The organism is Edwardsiella piscicida (genome assembly GCF_001896205.1).
Taxonomy (GTDB): domain Bacteria; phylum Pseudomonadota; class Gammaproteobacteria; order Enterobacterales; family Enterobacteriaceae; genus Edwardsiella; species Edwardsiella piscicida.
The window spans coordinates 164436-182095 of the sequence record NZ_MPNU01000001.1; the positions used below are offsets into that span (position 1 = coordinate 164436).

The window sequence follows — 17660 nt, forward strand, 5'->3', positions numbered from 1 at the left end:
ATGACGTCGAAACCCCTTATCTCTTCGGCGCCGGACGGCGCGGAATACCTGCGGGCGGTGCTGCGCTCGCCGGTGTATGAGGTGGCGCAGGTCACGCCGCTGCAGGCGATGGAGAAGCTTTCAGGCCGCCTGGGTAACCATATTCTGGTCAAGCGCGAGGATCGTCAGCCGGTGCACAGCTTTAAGCTGCGCGGAGCCTACGCGATGATCGCCGGGCTGAGTGAGGCTCAGCGGGCCTGCGGCGTGATCACCGCCTCAGCGGGAAATCATGCCCAGGGCGTGGCGCTGTCGGCGTCGCGGCTGGGGATCGCGGCGACCATTGTCATGCCGCGGGCGACGGCGGAGATCAAGGTTGAGGCGGTACGTGGCTTCGGCGGCCGGGTGCTGCTGTACGGCGCCAACTTTGATGAGGCCAAGGCCCATGCTATCCAGATGGCGCAGGAAACCGGCATGACCTTTATTCCGCCCTTCGATCATCCAGCGGTGATCGCCGGCCAGGGAACCCTGGCGCTGGAGCTGTTGCAGCAGGATGCCCATCTCGACCGTATTTTTGTGCCGGTGGGCGGCGGCGGGCTGGCCGCCGGCGTGGCCGTACTGATTAAACAGCTGATGCCGCAGGTCAAGGTGATCGGCGTGGAGGCCGAGGACTCCGCCTGCCTGCGAGCGGCGCTGGATGCCGGTCAGCCGGTGGATCTGCCGCGGGTTGGCCTGTTCGCTGAAGGGGTGGCGGTCAAACGCATCGGTGACGAGACGTTCCGCCTGTGCCAGCGCTATTTGGACGATGTGATTACGGTGGATAGCGACGCTATCTGCGCCGCCGTCAAGGATCTGTTTGAGGATGTGCGGGCCGTGGCGGAGCCGTCGGGCGCGCTGGCGCTGGCCGGGTTGAAACAGTATGTCCAGCGACACGCGCTGCGCGGCGAGCGGCTGGCGCACGTGCTGTCCGGCGCCAATCTGAACTTTCACGGCCTACGCTATGTATCAGAGCGCTGTGAGCTGGGTGAGCAGCGCGAGGCGCTGCTGGCGGTGACCATCCCGGAGCGTAAGGGCAGCTTCCTGGCGTTTTGTCAGCTGCTGGGGGGGCGCTCGGTGACCGAGTTTAACTACCGCTACGCCGATGCCGACAGCGCCTGCATTTTTGTCGGCGTGCGGCTGACCAACGGGCGTGGCGAGCGTGAGGAGATCATCGCCTCGCTGCGCGGCGGCGGCTATCAGGTGGTGGATCTCTCCGATGATGAGATGGCCAAGCTGCACGTGCGCTATATGGTGGGCGGCCGGCCCAGTAAGCCGCTGCAGGAGCGCCTGTATAGCTTTGAGTTTCCCGAGGCTCCCGGGGCACTGCTGAAGTTCCTGCATACCCTGGGCACCCATTGGAACATCTCCCTGTTTCATTATCGCAGCCACGGCACCGACTTTGGCCGGGTACTGGCGGCGTTTGAGCGGCCGGACAGCGATGCCAGCTTCGAGGCGCGTCTCAAAGAGCTGGGCTATGAGTGCCACGATGAGACGGGGAATCCGGCGTTTCGCTTCTTTTTGCAGGGATAGCGCTTAAGGCGTCGCGCGGGCCAGCAGCGACCAGAAGGCGGCGATCGGCGGCTCGCGCAGGCGTTTATGCTGCACGCAGACGCCGAGCTCAAAGGGGGCGATGGCAACGTCGTTGTCCAGCGTGACGATGCGGGCGCGTACGCTGTCCGGGCTGTTATCGATCACCACCTCGGGCAGCAGTGCGATGCCGCAGCCCAGCGCCACCATGGAGACGATGGCTTCATGACCGGCGACGGTGGCGTAAATGCGCGGTGCCGGGATACGGCGGCGGCGAAACCACTGATCGATGCGCTGCCGCGCCGGCCCATGCTGCGGCAGAATAAACGGGATCTGCGCCCAGTCTGGGCGAGGGCTCTGTGCCTGACGGCGTACCGGGCAGGGCTGAGCCGGGGCGATCAGCCGCAGCGGGATTTCGCCAATCGGGCAGAATTCAACGTGGGCGGGCAGCGACTGCGGTCGTCCGGCGATGGCCAGATCCGCCGCGCCGCCCTGAACTTTGCTGACGGCGTCGGCGGCATCGCCGGTGGTCAGGCGGATATCCACCTGCGGATGATGGGCGCGAAAACGGTCCAGGATCGGCGGTAGATGGCTGTAGGCGGCGGTGACGGAGCAGAACAGGTGCAGCTCGCCGCACAGCGCCGCGCCGTGGCTGTCTAACCCGCCGCGCAGTTGTCGGTAGTGCAGCAGCGTCTGGCGGGCGAAATCCTGCAGCTGTTCGCCCGCCGCCGTTAGGCGGACGTCGCGGTTGTCGCGCAGCAACAGCGGCTGGCCGAGCTCCTCCTCTAAACGCTGGATCTGGCGCGATAGCGTCGAGGGGCTGACGTGCACCGCCGCCGCGGTACGGCCAAAGTGGCGGCTTTCAGACAGGTGCAAAAACAGCTTCAGGTCGCGGATATCCATCGTATGACGTCGCCTCGGTTGTTGCAAAATACGCAATTACATCTTCTCAATATATCAATTTAAGCAACAACCGTCCTGGCCTATGATGGATTTATCGCCACCGGACAGACGCCGGACGGGCAGGGTAACGGACAATGGGGTGTCGCCGGTAATATCGCCGGGAGCACGGCCGCATCAGTGAACAGGATGGAGTGCAGCATGACCAACTATTTTAATACGCTGAATCTGCGTCAGCAGCTGGCGCAGCTGGGTAAGTGCCGTTTTATGGCGCGGGCGGAGTTTGCCGATGGGGTCAATGCCTTGCGCGGTAAGAAGGTGGTGATCGTCGGCTGCGGCGCCCAGGGGCTGAACCAGGGGCTGAACATGCGCGACTCGGGGCTGGACGTCGCCTATGCCCTGCGGGCAGAGGCGATCGCCGAACGGCGCGACTCATATCGTCGCGCCACCGAGCACGGTTTCAGCGTCGGGGATTATCAAACCCTGATCCCCCAGGCCGATCTGGTTATCAACCTGACGCCGGACAAACAGCATGCCGCCGTGGTCAGCGCGGTGCAGCCGCTGATGAAGCAGGGGGCGGCGCTGGGGTATTCGCACGGCTTCAATATCGTTGAGGTGGGGCAGCAGATCCGCCCGGACATCACCGTGGTGATGGTTGCCCCCAAGTGCCCCGGCACCGAAGTGCGCGAGGAGTATAAGCGCGGCTTTGGCGTACCGACCCTGATCGCGGTGCACCCGGAAAACGATCCGCGCGGAGAGGGGATGGCGATTGCCAAGGCGTGGGCGTCGGCGACCGGCGGCGATCGCGCCGGGGTGTTGGCGTCATCGTTTGTGGCGGAGGTAAAGTCTGACCTGATGGGCGAGCAGACCATTCTGTGTGGGATGCTGCAGACCGGCTCGCTGCTGTGCTATGAGCGTTTGGTCGCCGAGGGGGCCGATCCGGCCTGGGCCGGCAAGCTGATCCAGTTTGGCTGGGAGACCATCACCGAGGCCCTGAAGCAGGGCGGGATCACCCTGATGATGGATCGCCTCTCCAATCCCGCCAAGCTGCGCGCCTATGCGTTAGCCGAGCAGCTCAAGACGCTGATGGCGCCGCTGTTTGCCAAGCATATGGATGACATTCTCTCCGGGGCCTTCTCGCAGGGGATGATGGCGGACTGGGCCGCGGACGATGATCACCTGCTGACCTGGCGCGCGGAGACCGGCGAAAGCGCCTTTGAAAAGGCGCCGCCGTTTGAGGGCAAGATCGATGAGCAGACCTATTTCGATCGCGGTGTGCTGCTGGTGGCGATGGTGAAGGCCGGGGTCGAGCTGGCCTTTGAAACCATGGTCGCCTCCGGCATCGTCGCCGAGTCCGCCTACTATGAGTCGCTGCATGAGCTGCCGCTGATCGCCAATACCATCGCCCGTCGGCGACTGTATGAGATGAACGTGGTTATCTCGGATACCGCCGAATATGGCAACTACCTGTTTGCCAACGCGGCGGTACCGCTGCTGCGCCAAGCGTTTATGGCGACGCTGCAGCCGGGGGATCTGGGGCAGTCGCTGCCGGCAGGGGCGGTGGATAACGCCGCGCTGCGGGAGGTCAATCAGGCCATCCGTCAGCATCCCATTGAGACGGTCGGTGAGCGCCTGCGCGGCTATATGACCGATATGAAGCGCGTGGCCGTCGCCGGTTAGCTGCGGTACAGCACCTTAATGATGTGGTAGCCAAAACGGGTTTTGATCGGGCCGATAGGGGTCAGCAGTGGACCGCTGAAGACGGCGCGATCAAACTCGGGCACCATGCTTCCCTTCGTAAACTCCCCCAAGTCGCCGCCCTGGCGCTTTGAGGGGCAGCGTGAATGGCGACGCGCCAGCGTTTGAAATTGGGCGCCTCGCTTCAGCTTTTGCAGCAGCGATTCGGCCTCGGCCTGACTCTCGACCAAAATGTGCAGTGCGGCGGCGCGGCGGGCCATGGGGATATCCTTAGGGTTATTGAGATCGGTGACGCAGAGATCGCGCAGGCGTCTGACGGTATGCGATCGCTCGCCGGCGCGATGAAAACCTGCGTAGTGTACGGCGGCGGCGCAGCGCAGGCAATGTACCGACGGCGCGGTTTTTTTTCCGCCGTCGCTTTCTGCTACAATCGCCTCCCGCCCACGGGGGTCATCATTAGCAGGAATATCGTCATGCGCTTAAATCCCGGTCAACAGCAGGCCGTCGAATTTGTTACCGGCCCCTGTCTGGTTTTGGCGGGCGCCGGCTCCGGTAAGACCCGGGTGATCACCAACAAGATAGCCCATCTGATCCGCGTGTGCGGCTATCAGGCGCGCCACATCGCCGCGGTCACCTTCACCAATAAGGCCGCGCGCGAGATGAAAGAGCGCGTGGCGCAGACGCTGGGGCGCAAAGAGGCCCGCGGGCTGATGATTTCAACTTTCCATACCCTGGGGCTGGAGATCATCAAGCGTGAGTATAAGGCGCTGGGAATGAAGTCTAACTTCTCCCTGTTCGACGATCAGGATCAGCTGGCGTTGCTGACCGACCTGACTGAGCGCTGGCTGGAAAAGGACAAAACCCAGCTGCAGCAGCTGATCGCGACCATCTCCAACTGGAAGAACGATCTGATCGATCCCGCCCAGGCGGCGGCGCAGGCGCGCTCAGCGCGGGAGCGGCTGTTCGCCGACTGCTATGGCCTGTATGACACCCAGCTCAAGTCCTGCAATGTGCTGGATTTTGACGATTTGATCCTGCTGCCGACGCTGCTGCTGCGCCGTGATCCAGAGGTACGCGAGCGCTGGCAGCAGCGTATCCGCTACCTGCTGGTCGATGAGTATCAGGACACCAACACCAGCCAGTATGAGCTGGTAAAGCTGCTGGTCGGCACCCGCGCTCGCTTTACCGTGGTGGGCGACGACGATCAGTCCATCTACTCCTGGCGCGGCGCGCGCCCGCAGAATTTGGTGCTGCTGAAAGAGGACTTTCCGGCGCTGCAGGTGGTCAAGCTGGAGCAGAACTACCGCTCTTCGCAGCGCATTCTGAAGGCGGCCAATATTCTGATCGCCAATAACCCACACGTATTTGAAAAGCGCCTGTTTTCTGAGCTGGGCTACGGTGAGCCGCTGAAGGTGATCACGGCCAATAATGAGGATCATGAGGCGGAGCGGGTGGTCGGCGAACTGATCGCCCATCACTTTATTCACAAAACCGCCTACAGCGACTATGCGATCCTCTATCGCGGTAACCATCAGTCGCGGGTGTTCGAAAAAATGCTGATGCAAAACCGCATTCCGTACAAGATTTCGGGTGGAACCTCTTTCTTTTCCCGCGCGGAGATCAAAGATCTGCTCTCCTACCTGCGGGTGTTGACCAACCCGGATGATGACAGTGCCTTTTTGCGTATCGTCAATACGCCGCGGCGAGAGATCGGCCCTTCGACCCTGCAAAAGCTCGGGGCCTGGGCGAATCAGCGCGGTATCAGCCTGTTTCGCGCCAGCTTTGACGTGGGGCTAGAGCAGACCCTGAGCGGGCGCGGTCTGGCGTCGCTGCAGCATTTTACCCGCTGGATGGATGAGCTCTCCCAGCTGTGTGAGCGCGACGCGACGGCGGCGGTACGCGATCTGATCCACGGCATCGACTATGAGAGCTGGCTGTTTGAGACGTCGGCCAGCCCGCGTGCGGCGGAGATGCGCATGAAGAACGTCAACCAGCTGTTCGGCTGGATGACCGACATGCTGCAGGGCAGCGATCTGGATGAGCCGATGACCCTGACGCAGGTGGTGAATCGCTTTACGCTGCGCGACATGATGGAGCGCGGTGAGTCTGAGGAAGAGGCCGATCAGGTGCAGCTGATGACCCTGCATGCCTCCAAGGGGCTGGAGTTCCCCTACGTGTATCTGGTCGGGATGGAGGAGGGGCTGCTGCCGCATCAGAGCAGCATCGATGAGGACAACGTCGATGAGGAGCGGCGCCTGGCCTATGTCGGTATCACCCGCGCTCAGAAAGAGCTGGTGTTTACCCTGTGCCGCGAGCGCCGCCAGTACGGTGAGCTGATGCGTCCGGAACCCAGCCGTTTTCTGCTGGAGCTACCGCAGGACGATCTGAGCTGGGAGAGCGCCCGTAAGGTGGTCAGCCCGCAGGAGCGCATGCAGCGTGGGCAGTCCCACTTGGCCAATCTGAAGGCGCAGCTGGCGCGGGCGAAATCGGCGCAGGATTAAGGGACATCAGCGCGTAGGAAAACGCGCGCGGGGCGCCCGACGAGCGTCCCGCGCGGGGTAGGATCAGGCGTTACGCCGACGTCGCGTCGACGATCTGCAGCGGCCAGTGGGCGTAGCCCTGCCACAGACTCTCCTGCTGCAGGCTTTCGGCGCGCAGCGGGTGGTCGGCGAGCCAGTCCACCGGCAGGATCAGACGCAGGGCGTCCTCCTCGCAGACCTGCGTCAGCAGCGGCGGCAGCGCGCCGTCGTGGCGCTGACTGGCGAAAATGATCGCCAGGCGCAGCAGGCGACACAGCCGCTGGGCGGTGCGGAGCGGAACGGCGTTCTGCTGGCCAAACAGCGCCAGATTGAGCGGACCGCTCTGGTTAGCCAGCAGGGTCGCCAGCAGCTTTTTCTGCGCCGGCGTGAAGCCGGGCAGATCCAGATGGCGAACCAGATAGGCGGCGTGCTGCGGCGCCTGACGCACATCTACGCTCAGCCCCAGCTCATGGAGCAGGCAGGCCGCGTGCAGCAGCGTATGGGCACAGCTGTCCAGCGGCCACGGGGTCGAGAGCTGGCGGGCCAGACCATCGGCCAGGCGCCAGACTCGCTCGGCCTGCCCTTCATCGATCAAAAAGCGGCGCTGAATGTTATGCAGCGTCCGGGTACGGACATCGCAGCCCACCGGCAGCGCCAGCATGCCATAGACCAGACCTTCGCGCAGCGCGCCGCCGGAGAGGGTCATGCTGTCAATATGCAGCGCTTCAAACAGGGCGATCAGAATGGCCAGGCCGCTGGGGAACACCAGGGCGCGCTCCAGGGTCAGTCCGTCGATCTCCAGCTCTTCAAGCTTACCGCACTCGATGGCGCGATCGCGCAGCTGACACAGCTTATCCAGGGTGATGCGTTCGTCCATCCCCTGGGCGACCATGATCTCCTGCAGAGCCTGCACGGTACCGGATGCGCCGACGCAGGCCTGCCAGCCATGGCGTAGCAGCGTATCGCGTACCGGGGCGATCATCGCATGCGCGGCATCGCCAGCGCGGGCAAAGTTGGCCTGTGTCAGGTGGCGGTCGCTGAAGTAGCGCTCTAGCCAGGTGACACAGCCCATCTGCAGGCTGAACAGAACGTCGGCCTTGGCGCCTTCGCCGCAGGCCAGCTCGGTACTGCCGCCGCCGATGTCGACCACCAGCCGCCGACGGGCGCCGCCGGTGGTGTGAGCAACCCCCTGATAAATCAGGCGAGCTTCCTCTTCACCGCTGATGATGCGTACCGGACGCCCCAGAATTTCCTGCGCACGCGCGATGAACGCGTCGGCGTTCCGGGCGATGCGCAGCGTCGCCGTCGCAACGACCCGGATGTGGTCGGTGGGAATATCCTGCAGGCGTTCGGCGAAGAGGCGCAGGCACTGCCAGCCGCGCTGCATCGCATCCGGCGACAGAATATTGTCAGCGTCCAGACCGGCGGCCAGGCGCACCTTGCGCTTGATCCGCGCCAGCGTCTGGATACCGCCGGCCATCTCACGCACCACCAGCATGTGGAAGCTGTTAGAGCCTAAGTCGATGGCGGCATACAACGCGGCGCTCTTGCTCATGCTGATTAACCTGAGCGTTTACGGTTCGGGCGCGGTGCACCGCTGCCGCGGCGCGGCGATCCCGGACGGCGTGCGCCGGCGCCGTTACGGCTACGGCTCAGGCGTTTGGGGGCCGGCAGATCTTTGAGCAGGGCGTCGCTGTTGTATTTGCTGACCGGAATCGAATGGCCGATATAGCTTTCGATCGCCGGCAGGTTCAGCACATACTCTTCACAGGCGAGGCTGATGGACTTGCCGCTGGCGCCGGCGCGGCCGGTACGGCCGATACGGTGTACGTAGTCTTCACAGTCATCGGGCAGGTCATAGTTAAACACATGGGTGACCGCCGGGATATGCAGGCCGCGCGCGGCGACGTCGGTGGCAACCAGAATATCGATGTGCCCCTTGGTGAAGTCTTCCAGGATGCGCAGGCGTTTTTTCTGCGGTACGTCCCCGGTCAGCAGACCGACGCGGTGGCCATCGGCGGCCAGGTGCCCCCAGATGTCCTCACAGCGGTGCTTGGTGTTGGCGAAAATGATGCAGCGATCCGGCCACTCCTCTTCCAGCAGCGTCTGCAGCAGGCGCATTTTCTCTTCGTTGGAGGGGTAGAACAGCTCTTCCTGGATCCGGTGACCGGTTTTTTGCTCCGGCTCAACCTCGACATACTCGGCGTTGTTCATATGTTCGAACGCCAGTTCGCGTACGCGGTAAGAGAGGGTTGCGGAAAACAGCATGTTAAGGCGCTGGGCGGTCGGCGGCATACGGCGGAACAGCCAGCGAATATCTTTGATAAAGCCCAGATCGAACATGCGATCGGCTTCGTCGAGAACCACGACCTGAATGGCGCCAAGGTCAACGTGACCCTGCTTGGCATAGTCGATCAGGCGTCCGGTGGTACCGATCAGGATATCGACACCCTGCTCTAAGACCCGGAGCTGCTTGTCATAGCCATCGCCGCCGTAGGCCAGGCCGAGGCGCAGGCCGGTTTCTTGGGCCAGCGGTTCGGCATCGGAGTGGATCTGGACGGCCAGCTCACGTGTCGGCGCCATAATCAGCGCGCGCGGCTGATTGGTTTTGCGCTCGGCAATGGCCGGATGAGTCAGTAGATAATGAAAAGTAGACGCTAAAAATGCTAGCGTCTTGCCGGTGCCGGTTTGCGCCTGTCCCGCAACGTCACGCCCGGCGATCGCCAGGGGCAATGCCAGTGCCTGAATGGGAGTGCAGCTGTGAAACCCTTTTGATTCAAGGGCTTTGATCACCATTGGGTGCAGGGCGAAGTCGGCAAACTTCTGTTCAGTCAAGTGTGTTTTGCTCATAATGGCGTAGAATAACAGTTAACCGTATCTTCACGAAAGTATTGCTTTACGAAAGCGTATCCGATGAAATAAAGTCAACCCTTTGTTGGGGGAAGTAGGCTATTACTATAACCAACAAGGCAGACTTAATCCTGTGGAGTAGAACATGAGCGATAAAATTGTTCACCTGAGCGACAGTGGCTTCGAGGCTGACGTGCTGAAGGCTGAAGGCCCGATCCTGGTTGATTTCTGGGCTGAATGGTGCGGTCCGTGCAAGATGATTGCTCCGATCCTGGACGAAATCGCAGCCGAGTATGCAGGGAAGCTGACCATTGCTAAGCTGAATATCGACGAAAACCCGGCCACTGCGCCGAAGTACGGTATTCGTGGTATTCCGACGCTGCTGCTGTTCAAGAACGGCGCGGTTGCGGCCACCAAAGTGGGCGCGCTGTCCAAGACTCAGTTGAAAGAGTTCCTGGATGCCAACCTGTAAGGTTGCCCGCCATTTGTGACGGCGTCCGGCGGTTAACGGATTCTTGCTGTTGACCGCTAGACGTCCGCTCATAAGCGTGTTAAGTTTAACCACGCTGCCTAGTCAGTGCTTACCTGTAGTTTGAATCATCTGGTTTGAACCAAAAGTTAGAATCTAAGTTTTACTCTGTTTGAAACCTCTGTATCGCCAGCGTTCTTCCTGTTGTATATGGCTGTGTCGCCGGGATGAAGCATGGATCAGCAAGTTAAAACATAGGTTTTAAATCGTTAACGCCTCTTTCGTCCCATCAGCGAGAATCGTCCGCTGGATCTGTCGCACCGTTAGCAGCATGGGCGCGCAGGGGAAGGAAAGTTCGCAAACAGGCATGGATGACCCCGTCATACCATTCACTATACAGTTCGAGATATACCCCGAGTTTAAAGAACCCACCACTATGAATCTTACCGAATTAAAGAATACGCCGGTTTCTGAGTTGATTACGCTTGGCGAGAGCATGGGGCTGGAAAATCTGGCGCGCATGCGTAAGCAGGATATTATTTTTGCCATCCTCAAGCAGCATGCGAAAAGCGGCGAAGATATTTTTGGCGATGGCGTACTGGAGATCCTGCAGGATGGTTTTGGATTCCTGCGCTCCGCAGACAGCTCCTACCTTGCCGGTCCCGATGATATCTACGTTTCCCCCAGCCAAATCCGCCGTTTTAACCTGCGTACCGGTGATACCATTTCCGGTAAAATTCGTCCGCCGAAAGAGGGCGAGCGCTACTTTGCCCTGCTGAAGGTTAACGAAGTTAACTATGACAAACCGGAGAATGCCCGCAGCAAGATCCTGTTTGAAAACCTGACGCCGCTGCACGCCAACTCGCGTCTGCGCATGGAGCGCGGCAACGGTTCTACGGAAGACTTGACCGCCCGCGTGCTGGATCTGGCCTCGCCGATTGGCCGTGGTCAGCGCGGTCTGATCGTCGCTCCGCCGAAGGCCGGTAAGACGATGCTGCTGCAGAACATCGCCCAGAGCATCGCCTATAACCATCCTGACTGCGTGCTGATGGTGCTGCTGATCGATGAACGTCCGGAAGAGGTGACGGAGATGCAGCGTCTGGTGAAGGGCGAAGTGGTTGCTTCGACCTTTGATGAACCGGCGTCACGTCACGTTCAGGTTGCTGAAATGGTGATCGAAAAGGCCAAGCGTCTGGTTGAACACAAGAAAGACGTGATCATCCTGCTGGACTCCATCACCCGTCTGGCCCGCGCCTATAACACCGTGGTGCCGGCCTCCGGTAAAGTCTTGACCGGCGGCGTGGACGCCAACGCCCTGCATCGTCCGAAGCGCTTCTTCGGCGCGGCGCGTAACGTGGAAGAGGGCGGCAGCCTGACCATCATCGCGACGGCGCTGATCGATACCGGCTCTAAGATGGATGAGGTTATCTACGAAGAGTTTAAGGGCACCGGTAACATGGAGCTGCATCTGTCGCGTAAGATTGCTGAGAAGCGCGTCTTCCCCGCCATCGATTACAACCGCTCCGGTACCCGTAAAGAAGAGCTGCTCACCACGCCGGAGGAGCTGCAGAAGATGTGGATCCTGCGCAAGATTATTCACCCGATGGGTGAGATCGATGCGATGGAGTTCCTGATCAATAAGTTGGCAATGACCAAAACTAACGACGAGTTCTTTGACATGATGAAACGCTCTTAATCATCGGCTCTGCCAACTCGGGAAAAACGACGCCACGTTAGCAATAACGTGGCGTTTTGCGCTTTTAGCGGATACGATTAGACAAACATATTTTTGCACAATATGTATAAAATTGGCGAATCGTCCAGATTATGCATATGTCGCTGACCGTGGGAGTCCAGGCGATGTCTTTCTATTGTCCTCGCCTGCCGGGCCTATTTCGCCGATGTGTTGGTATTGTTAAAGGGATATCGTCGCGTAACGTTATGGCGGCGATCAGACAGAGAGCAGTTAACCGTGAATTTACTCACTCTGAGTAGCAAATTTTTCCTTATCTTCATTTTCTCAATGGCGTTTTTATTGGTCGCCCGCCGGGTGGCCAAGAAGATAGGCCTGGTGGATAAGCCCAATTACCGTAAGCGGCATCAGGGGCTGATCCCGCTGGTTGGCGGCATCTCGGTGTACGCGGGGATCTGCTTTACTTTCCTGTTTTTTAAACCCTATATTCCCCACGCCACCCTGTATCTGATCTGTGCCGGGATTCTGGTGCTGGTCGGGGCGCTGGATGATCGCTTCGATATCAGCGTCAAGTTCCGCGCCACGGTGCAGGCGCTGATCGCCATCGCCATGATGGTCGCCGGCGGTTTATACCTGCGCAGCCTGGGGTTTGTCTTAGGGCCCTGGGAGATGATTTTAGGCCCCTTCGGCTACCTGGTGACGCTGTTTGCGGTATGGGCGGCGATCAACGCCTTTAATATGGTGGACGGCATCGACGGCCTGCTAGGCGGTCTGTCCTGCGTCACCTTTGCCGCCATGGGGATCTTGCTACAGTGGGATGGCCAGCCGGATTTGGCGCTGTGGTGCTTTGCGATCATCGCGGCGACGCTGCCCTATATTCTGCTGAACCTGGGCGTGGTGGGGCCGCGCTTCAAGGTCTTTATGGGCGATGCCGGCAGCACCCTGATCGGCTTTACCGTTATCTGGATTTTGCTGGAGAGTACCCAGGGGCGCGGGCATCCGATGAACCCGGTGACGGCGCTGTGGGTTATCGCGATACCGCTGATGGACATGATCGCCATTATGTATCGGCGTCTACGTAAAGGGATGAGCCCCTTTTCGCCAGATCGCCAGCATATTCATCACCTGATTATGCGCGCTGGCTTTACCTCCCGGCAGGCGTTTGTTTTGATTACGCTAGCGGCGGCGCTGCTGGCGGCGATCGGGGTTCTGGGTGAGATTTGGCTGCCCGAGTATGTCATGATGGCACTGTTCTTGCTTGCTTTTGCCCTCTATGGTTACTGTATCAAGCGCGCGTGGCGCGTGGCGCGTATGGTGAAGCGCTTTAAGCGCCGTCTGCGCCGTAAATCGGCAGGCATGCATGTCTAACGGCCCTAGTCGGCCATAAAGGGAAAACCGATGGTGAGTCAAAATCCGATGCCCGTGGAGAATGAGCTGGATGTCCGAGGGCTGTGTCGTGCGCTGTGGCGCGGTAAGCCCTGGATCGTTGGCACGGCGGCGCTGTTTGCGGCGCTGGCGCTGGGTGTCTCTCTGCTGATGCCGCAGAAGTGGAGCGCGGCGGCGATCACCGCGAGCCCGGGCGTTAACAGTCTGGGCGGCTACTACTCCCAGCAGCAGTTTTTACGCAATCTTGCGCAGCTGAGCGCGCCCAGCGGTGCGGTAGCGCAGGGCAGCATCGCCGATGAGGCCTACGCCGAGTTCACGACACAGCTGGCCTCCTATGACACGCGGCGCGAGTTTTGGCTGCATAGCCCCTATTATCAGAGCCATAAAGAGGGGAGCGCGCAGGCGGATGCGGCTCTGCTGGATGAGCTGATTAATCAGATCGTCTTTACGCCGGGGGATGCGGCGAAGCACAGCGATGACAGCATTCGTCTTACCGCCGACGGCGCCGCGCAGGCTAACCAGCTGCTGCGCCAGTACGTTGCCTTCGCCGCCCATCGCGCCAGCGCCAATCTGAATGAGTCTCTGCAGGGGGCCTGGGCGGCCCGTAGTATCTTTCTGAAGGCGCAGGTAAAGCGTCAGGAGGCGGTGGCGCAGGCGATCTACCAGCGTGAGCTGAACGGCCTGGAGCAGGGGCTGAAGATCGCCGCGCAGCAGGGGATCACCCGCAGCATGGCGACGACGGCGCAGGTCGAGGTGCCCGATGCCGAGCTGTTTATGCTGGGACAGCCGATGCTGCGTGCGCGTCTGGAGGCCCTGCGCGCCGTTGGGCCATCCTATGACATTGACTACGATCGGAATCGGGCGATGCTCACGACCCTGAGCGTCGGGCCGGTTTTGGACGCGGCGTTTCAGCCTTATCGCTATCTGCGCACGCCGGAGGAGCCGGTGAAGCGCGATAGCCCGCGCCGGCTCTTTATGATGGTGATGTGGGGCGCCATTGGCGCGCTGGTTGGCGCAGGTATTGCGCTTTCCCGCCGTGCACGGATCTGAGCGCCGGCGTTAGCGCTTAACAGGGAATTGGCCGGTCCGGGCCAGCGGGCGGGGATCGGCGGTAACAAAAGAAGAATGATACAGTGAAAGTGTTAACCGTCTTTGGCACGCGTCCTGAAGCCATCAAAATGGCCCCCTTAGTGCATGCGCTGGCCGCAGACGCCGCGTTTGATGCTCGCGTCTGCGTCACCGCCCAGCACCGGGAGATGTTGGATCAGGTGCTGGGGCTGTTTCAAATCGTGCCCGATTACGATCTGAACATTATGCGTCCGGGACAGGATCTGAGCGATATTACCTGCCGGATCCTGGAGGGGCTCAAGCCCGTCTTGGCCGAGTTCCGACCCGATGTGGTACTGGTTCACGGCGATACCACCACCACGCTGGCTGCCAGCCTGGCGGCGTTTTACCAGCGAATTCCGGTCGGGCACGTGGAGGCGGGGCTGCGCACCGGCGATCTCTATTCGCCTTGGCCCGAGGAGGCCAACCGTACGCTGACCGGACACCTGGCCAGCCTCCATTTTGCGCCGACCCTCACGGCGCGCGCCAACCTTCTACGTGAAGGCATTCGTGAACAGACGATCCACCTGACCGGCAATAGCGTGGTTGATGCCCTGCTGTGGGTGCGCGACAGGATCTGCGCCGATGCGGCACTGCAGACCCGTCTGGCCGCGTCCTATCCGTTTTTGGCTGCAGATAAGCCGCTGCTGCTGGTGACCGGTCATCGGCGCGAGAGCTTCGGCGGTGGTTTTGAGCGTATCTGCGGTGCGCTGGCGCAGATTGCGCGCAGCCACCCGCAGGTACAGGTCGTTTATCCGGTACACTTGAACCCTAACGTCAGCGAGCCGGTTAACCGCATCCTGCGCGATATCGAGAATGTCTTTTTGATCCCGCCGCAGGACTACCTGCCGTTTGTCTATTTGATGGGGCGAGCCCAGCTGATTTTGACCGATTCGGGGGGGATCCAGGAGGAGGCGCCCTCCCTGGGCAAGCCGGTGCTGGTGATGCGGGAGACCACTGAGCGGCCGGAGGCGGTACAGGCTGGAACCGTGCGCCTGGTGGGGACGGATACGGCGACGATTGTCTCGCAGGTGAGCCAGCTGCTGGAGGATGAGCAGCAATACCGGGCGATGAGCCATGCTACTAACCCCTATGGTGACGGGCAGGCCTGTCAGCGTATTTTAAGCGCATTAAAAAATTATCGGGCAACACTATGAGTTTTGACACTATTTCCGTTATTGGGCTGGGCTATATCGGTTTGCCGACGGCCGTGGCATTCGCCGGGTGCCGCAAGCAGGTGATCGGGGTCGACGTCAGTCAGCATGCGGTCGAGACCATCAACCGCGGAGAAATTCACATCGTTGAGCCGGATCTGGATCGGGCGGTGAAGCGCGCCGTTGAGGGGGGCTTTCTGCGCGCGGTGATGCGACCCGAACCGGCCGACGCCTTTTTGATTGCGGTTCCTACGCCTTTCAAGGGCGACCATGAGCCCGATTTAACCTATGTCGAAGCGGCGGCGCGCTCCATTGCGCCGGTGCTGAAGAAAGGGGACCTGGTGATCCTGGAGTCGACCTCTCCGGTCGGCGCTACGGAGCAGATGTGCGCCTGGCTGGCCGAGTGCCGGACGGATCTGCGCTTCCCCCATCAGGACGGTGAACAGGCGGATATCCGCGTCGCCTATTGCCCGGAGCGGGTGCTGCCGGGGAAAATTATGGTGGAGCTGCTGCGCAACGATCGGGTGATCGGCGGCATGACGCCAACCTGTTCGGCCCAGGCCAGCGCGCTGTACAAGCTGTTTCTGGAGGGGGAGTGCGTGGAGACCAACGCCCGCACCGCCGAAATGTGTAAATTGACCGAAAATAGCTTCCGCGACGTGAATATTGCCTTTGCCAATGAGCTGTCCCTGATTTGCGATGCTCAGGGTATCGATGTCTGGCAGCTGATCGCGCTGGCTAATCGCCATCCACGCGTGAATATCCTGCAGCCGGGGCCGGGCGTCGGCGGGCACTGTATCGCGGTAGACCCGTGGTTTATCGTGGCGCAGAATCCGCAGCTGGCGCGTTTGATCCATACGGCGCGCCTGGTGAATGACGGCAAGCCGCTGTGGGTCGTCGAGCGGGTTAAAGCGGCGCTGGCCGACTGCTTGGCCGCGGAGGATAAACGGGCTTCAGAAGCGACCATTGCCTGCTTTGGCCTGGCTTTTAAGCCGGATATCGACGATCTGCGCGAGAGTCCGGCGATGGAGATCGCTGAAATGGTCGCGCAGTGGCACAGCGGTACTACGCTGGTGGTCGAGCCCAACATTCATCAGCTGCCCGTCCGCCTGGCCGGTATGGCACAGCTGACGGACTGCGCGACGGCGTTGGCGCAGGCGGATGTCGTGGTGCTGCTGGTCGATCATCAGCCGTTCCGCGCGCTGGCGCCGCAGGCGGTGACCCAGCGCTTTGTGGTGGATACCAAGGGGGTATGGCGGTGAGACGCATTCTGGTCACCGGCGGCGCCGGCTTTATCGGCTCGGCCGTCGTGCGGCATATCATCATGGATACGGCTGACAGCGTGGTGGTGGTCGACAAGCTGACCTACGCCGGTAATCTGGCCTCGCTGGCGCCGGCGGCGGGCAGCGATCGCTATGCGTTTGAGCGGGCGGATATCGGCGACCGCGCGGCGATGGATCGGATCCTTGCCCAGTACCGGCCGGACGCCATTATGCATCTGGCGGCCGAGAGCCACGTCGATCGCTCTATCGACGGCCCGGCGGATTTTATTCAGACCAACATCGTGGGCACCTATACCCTGCTGGAGGCGACGCGCAGATACTGGAGCGCACTGCCGGCGGCGCCGCGGGCGGCATTCCGCTTCCATCATATCTCCACCGACGAGGTGTATGGGGATCTGCACGGTCCGCAGGCGCTGTTCCGCGAAGATACGCCCTATGCGCCGAGCAGCCCCTACTCTGCCTCCAAGGCCGCCAGCGATCATCTGGTGCGCGCCTGGCTGCGCACCTACGGACTGCCGACGCTGATCACCAACTGCTCGAATAACTACGGTCCCTACCACTTTCCGGAAAAGCTGATCCCGCTGACCATCATCAATGCGCTGGCTGCTAAGCCGCTGCCGGTCTATGGCAACGGCCTGCAGGTGCGCGACTGGCTGTACGTCGAGGATCATGCTCGCGCGCTGTACCGGGTGCTGACGACCGGGCGTGTGGGGGAGACCTATAACATCGGCGGTCACAATGAGCGGCGCAACATTGATGTCGTGACGACGCTGTGCGCATTACTGCAGGAGATGGTGCCGGAGAAACCCGCCGGCGTGCGCCATTTCGCCGATCTGATCACCTATGTGGCGGATCGTCCGGGTCATGATGTGCGCTATGCGATCGACGCCTCCAAGATCGAGCGAGAGCTGGGCTGGCGGCCACAGGAGACCTTTGAGAGCGGTATCCGCAAGACGGTCGCCTGGTATCTGGCCAATGAGCGCTGGTGGCGCGCCGTGATGGATGGCTCCTATGCCGGTGAACGGCTGGGGCTGGCCTGACGCGTTAACGTACGCGAAG

The 17660-nt window shown here is 61.2% G+C and carries 14 protein-coding genes; 10 read left to right on the forward strand and 4 right to left on the reverse strand.

From position 1 onward, the window contains the following. The gene (gene ilvA, locus BRD58_RS00775) at positions 1 to 1545 is read left to right on the forward strand and encodes a threonine ammonia-lyase, biosynthetic (protein ID WP_012846973.1); all 1545 of its coding nucleotides are present in this window, start codon (positions 1 to 3) and stop codon (positions 1543 to 1545) included. Between the two features lie 3 nt (positions 1546 to 1548). On the opposite strand, the gene ilvY is transcribed toward ilvA, so the two are convergent. After that, positions 1549 to 2445, reverse strand: coding sequence for an HTH-type transcriptional activator IlvY (gene ilvY, locus BRD58_RS00780; protein ID WP_012846974.1), 897 nt, complete (start codon positions 2443 to 2445; stop codon positions 1549 to 1551). A gap of 198 nt (positions 2446 to 2643) precedes the next feature. Here ilvY and ilvC point away from each other — a divergent pair, with 198 nt between their 5' ends. Next, on the forward strand, positions 2644 to 4122 hold the full coding sequence (gene ilvC / locus BRD58_RS00785; RefSeq protein ID WP_015460671.1) for a ketol-acid reductoisomerase: 1479 nt from the start codon (positions 2644 to 2646) through the stop codon (positions 4120 to 4122). Here the strand turns inward: ilvC and ppiC are convergent. Then, a complete protein-coding gene (gene ppiC / locus BRD58_RS00790) occupies positions 4119 to 4400 on the reverse strand; it encodes a peptidylprolyl isomerase PpiC (RefSeq protein WP_012846976.1) in 282 nt (93 codons plus the stop codon). The two genes, ilvC and ppiC, sit on opposite strands and share 4 nt — an antisense overlap. Before the next feature lie 213 nt (positions 4401 to 4613). On the opposite strand from ppiC, the gene rep reads away from it, so the two are divergent. Continuing rightward, positions 4614 to 6641 (forward strand): DNA helicase Rep, encoded by a 2028-nt coding sequence (gene rep, locus BRD58_RS00795; protein WP_015460673.1) that lies wholly within the window; start codon positions 4614 to 4616, stop codon positions 6639 to 6641. Positions 6642 to 6711: 70 nt separating this feature from the next. Here rep and gppA read toward each other — a convergent pair whose 3' ends face one another. Together gppA and rhlB are read right to left on the reverse strand one after the other, a co-directional pair. Then, complete coding sequence (gppA, locus tag BRD58_RS00800; RefSeq protein WP_015460674.1) at positions 6712 to 8214, reverse strand: guanosine-5'-triphosphate,3'-diphosphate diphosphatase; 1503 nt, start codon at positions 8212 to 8214, stop codon at positions 6712 to 6714. A 5-nt stretch (positions 8215 to 8219) separates the two neighbouring features. Further along, positions 8220 to 9509, reverse strand: coding sequence for an ATP-dependent RNA helicase RhlB (gene rhlB, locus BRD58_RS00805; protein ID WP_015460675.1), 1290 nt, complete (start codon positions 9507 to 9509; stop codon positions 8220 to 8222). Between the two features lie 145 nt (positions 9510 to 9654). Here rhlB and trxA point away from each other — a divergent pair, with 145 nt between their 5' ends. The 7 genes from trxA (at position 9655) to rfbB (ending at position 17641) form a co-directional block, all read left to right on the forward strand. Continuing rightward, positions 9655 to 9981, forward strand: coding sequence for a thioredoxin TrxA (gene trxA / locus BRD58_RS00810; RefSeq protein WP_012846980.1), 327 nt, complete (start codon positions 9655 to 9657; stop codon positions 9979 to 9981). Positions 9982 to 10414: 433 nt separating this feature from the next. Continuing rightward, positions 10415 to 11674 carry a transcription termination factor Rho gene (rho, locus tag BRD58_RS00815; RefSeq protein ID WP_005297111.1) on the forward strand — a complete coding sequence of 420 codons (1260 nt, stop codon included), beginning with the start codon at positions 10415 to 10417 and terminating at the stop codon, positions 11672 to 11674. Between the two features lie 276 nt (positions 11675 to 11950). Next, complete coding sequence (wecA, locus tag BRD58_RS00820; protein ID WP_012846981.1) at positions 11951 to 13039, forward strand: UDP-N-acetylglucosamine--undecaprenyl-phosphate N-acetylglucosaminephosphotransferase; 1089 nt, start codon at positions 11951 to 11953, stop codon at positions 13037 to 13039. A gap of 30 nt (positions 13040 to 13069) precedes the next feature. Continuing rightward, positions 13070 to 14107 carry an ECA polysaccharide chain length modulation protein gene (wzzE, locus tag BRD58_RS00825; RefSeq protein WP_015460676.1) on the forward strand — a complete coding sequence of 346 codons (1038 nt, stop codon included), beginning with the start codon at positions 13070 to 13072 and terminating at the stop codon, positions 14105 to 14107. 83 nt (positions 14108 to 14190) lie between these two features. After that, on the forward strand, positions 14191 to 15321 hold the full coding sequence (gene wecB, locus BRD58_RS00830; RefSeq protein WP_012846983.1) for a non-hydrolyzing UDP-N-acetylglucosamine 2-epimerase: 1131 nt from the start codon (positions 14191 to 14193) through the stop codon (positions 15319 to 15321). Further along, complete coding sequence (wecC, locus tag BRD58_RS00835; protein ID WP_069577993.1) at positions 15318 to 16580, forward strand: UDP-N-acetyl-D-mannosamine dehydrogenase; 1263 nt, start codon at positions 15318 to 15320, stop codon at positions 16578 to 16580. The genes wecB and wecC overlap by 4 nt, the downstream gene beginning before the upstream one ends. Next, a complete protein-coding gene (gene rfbB, locus BRD58_RS00840) occupies positions 16577 to 17641 on the forward strand; it encodes a dTDP-glucose 4,6-dehydratase (protein ID WP_109579906.1) in 1065 nt (354 codons plus the stop codon). The genes wecC and rfbB overlap by 4 nt, the downstream gene beginning before the upstream one ends. The last annotated feature ends 19 nt before the right edge of the window (positions 17642 to 17660 follow it).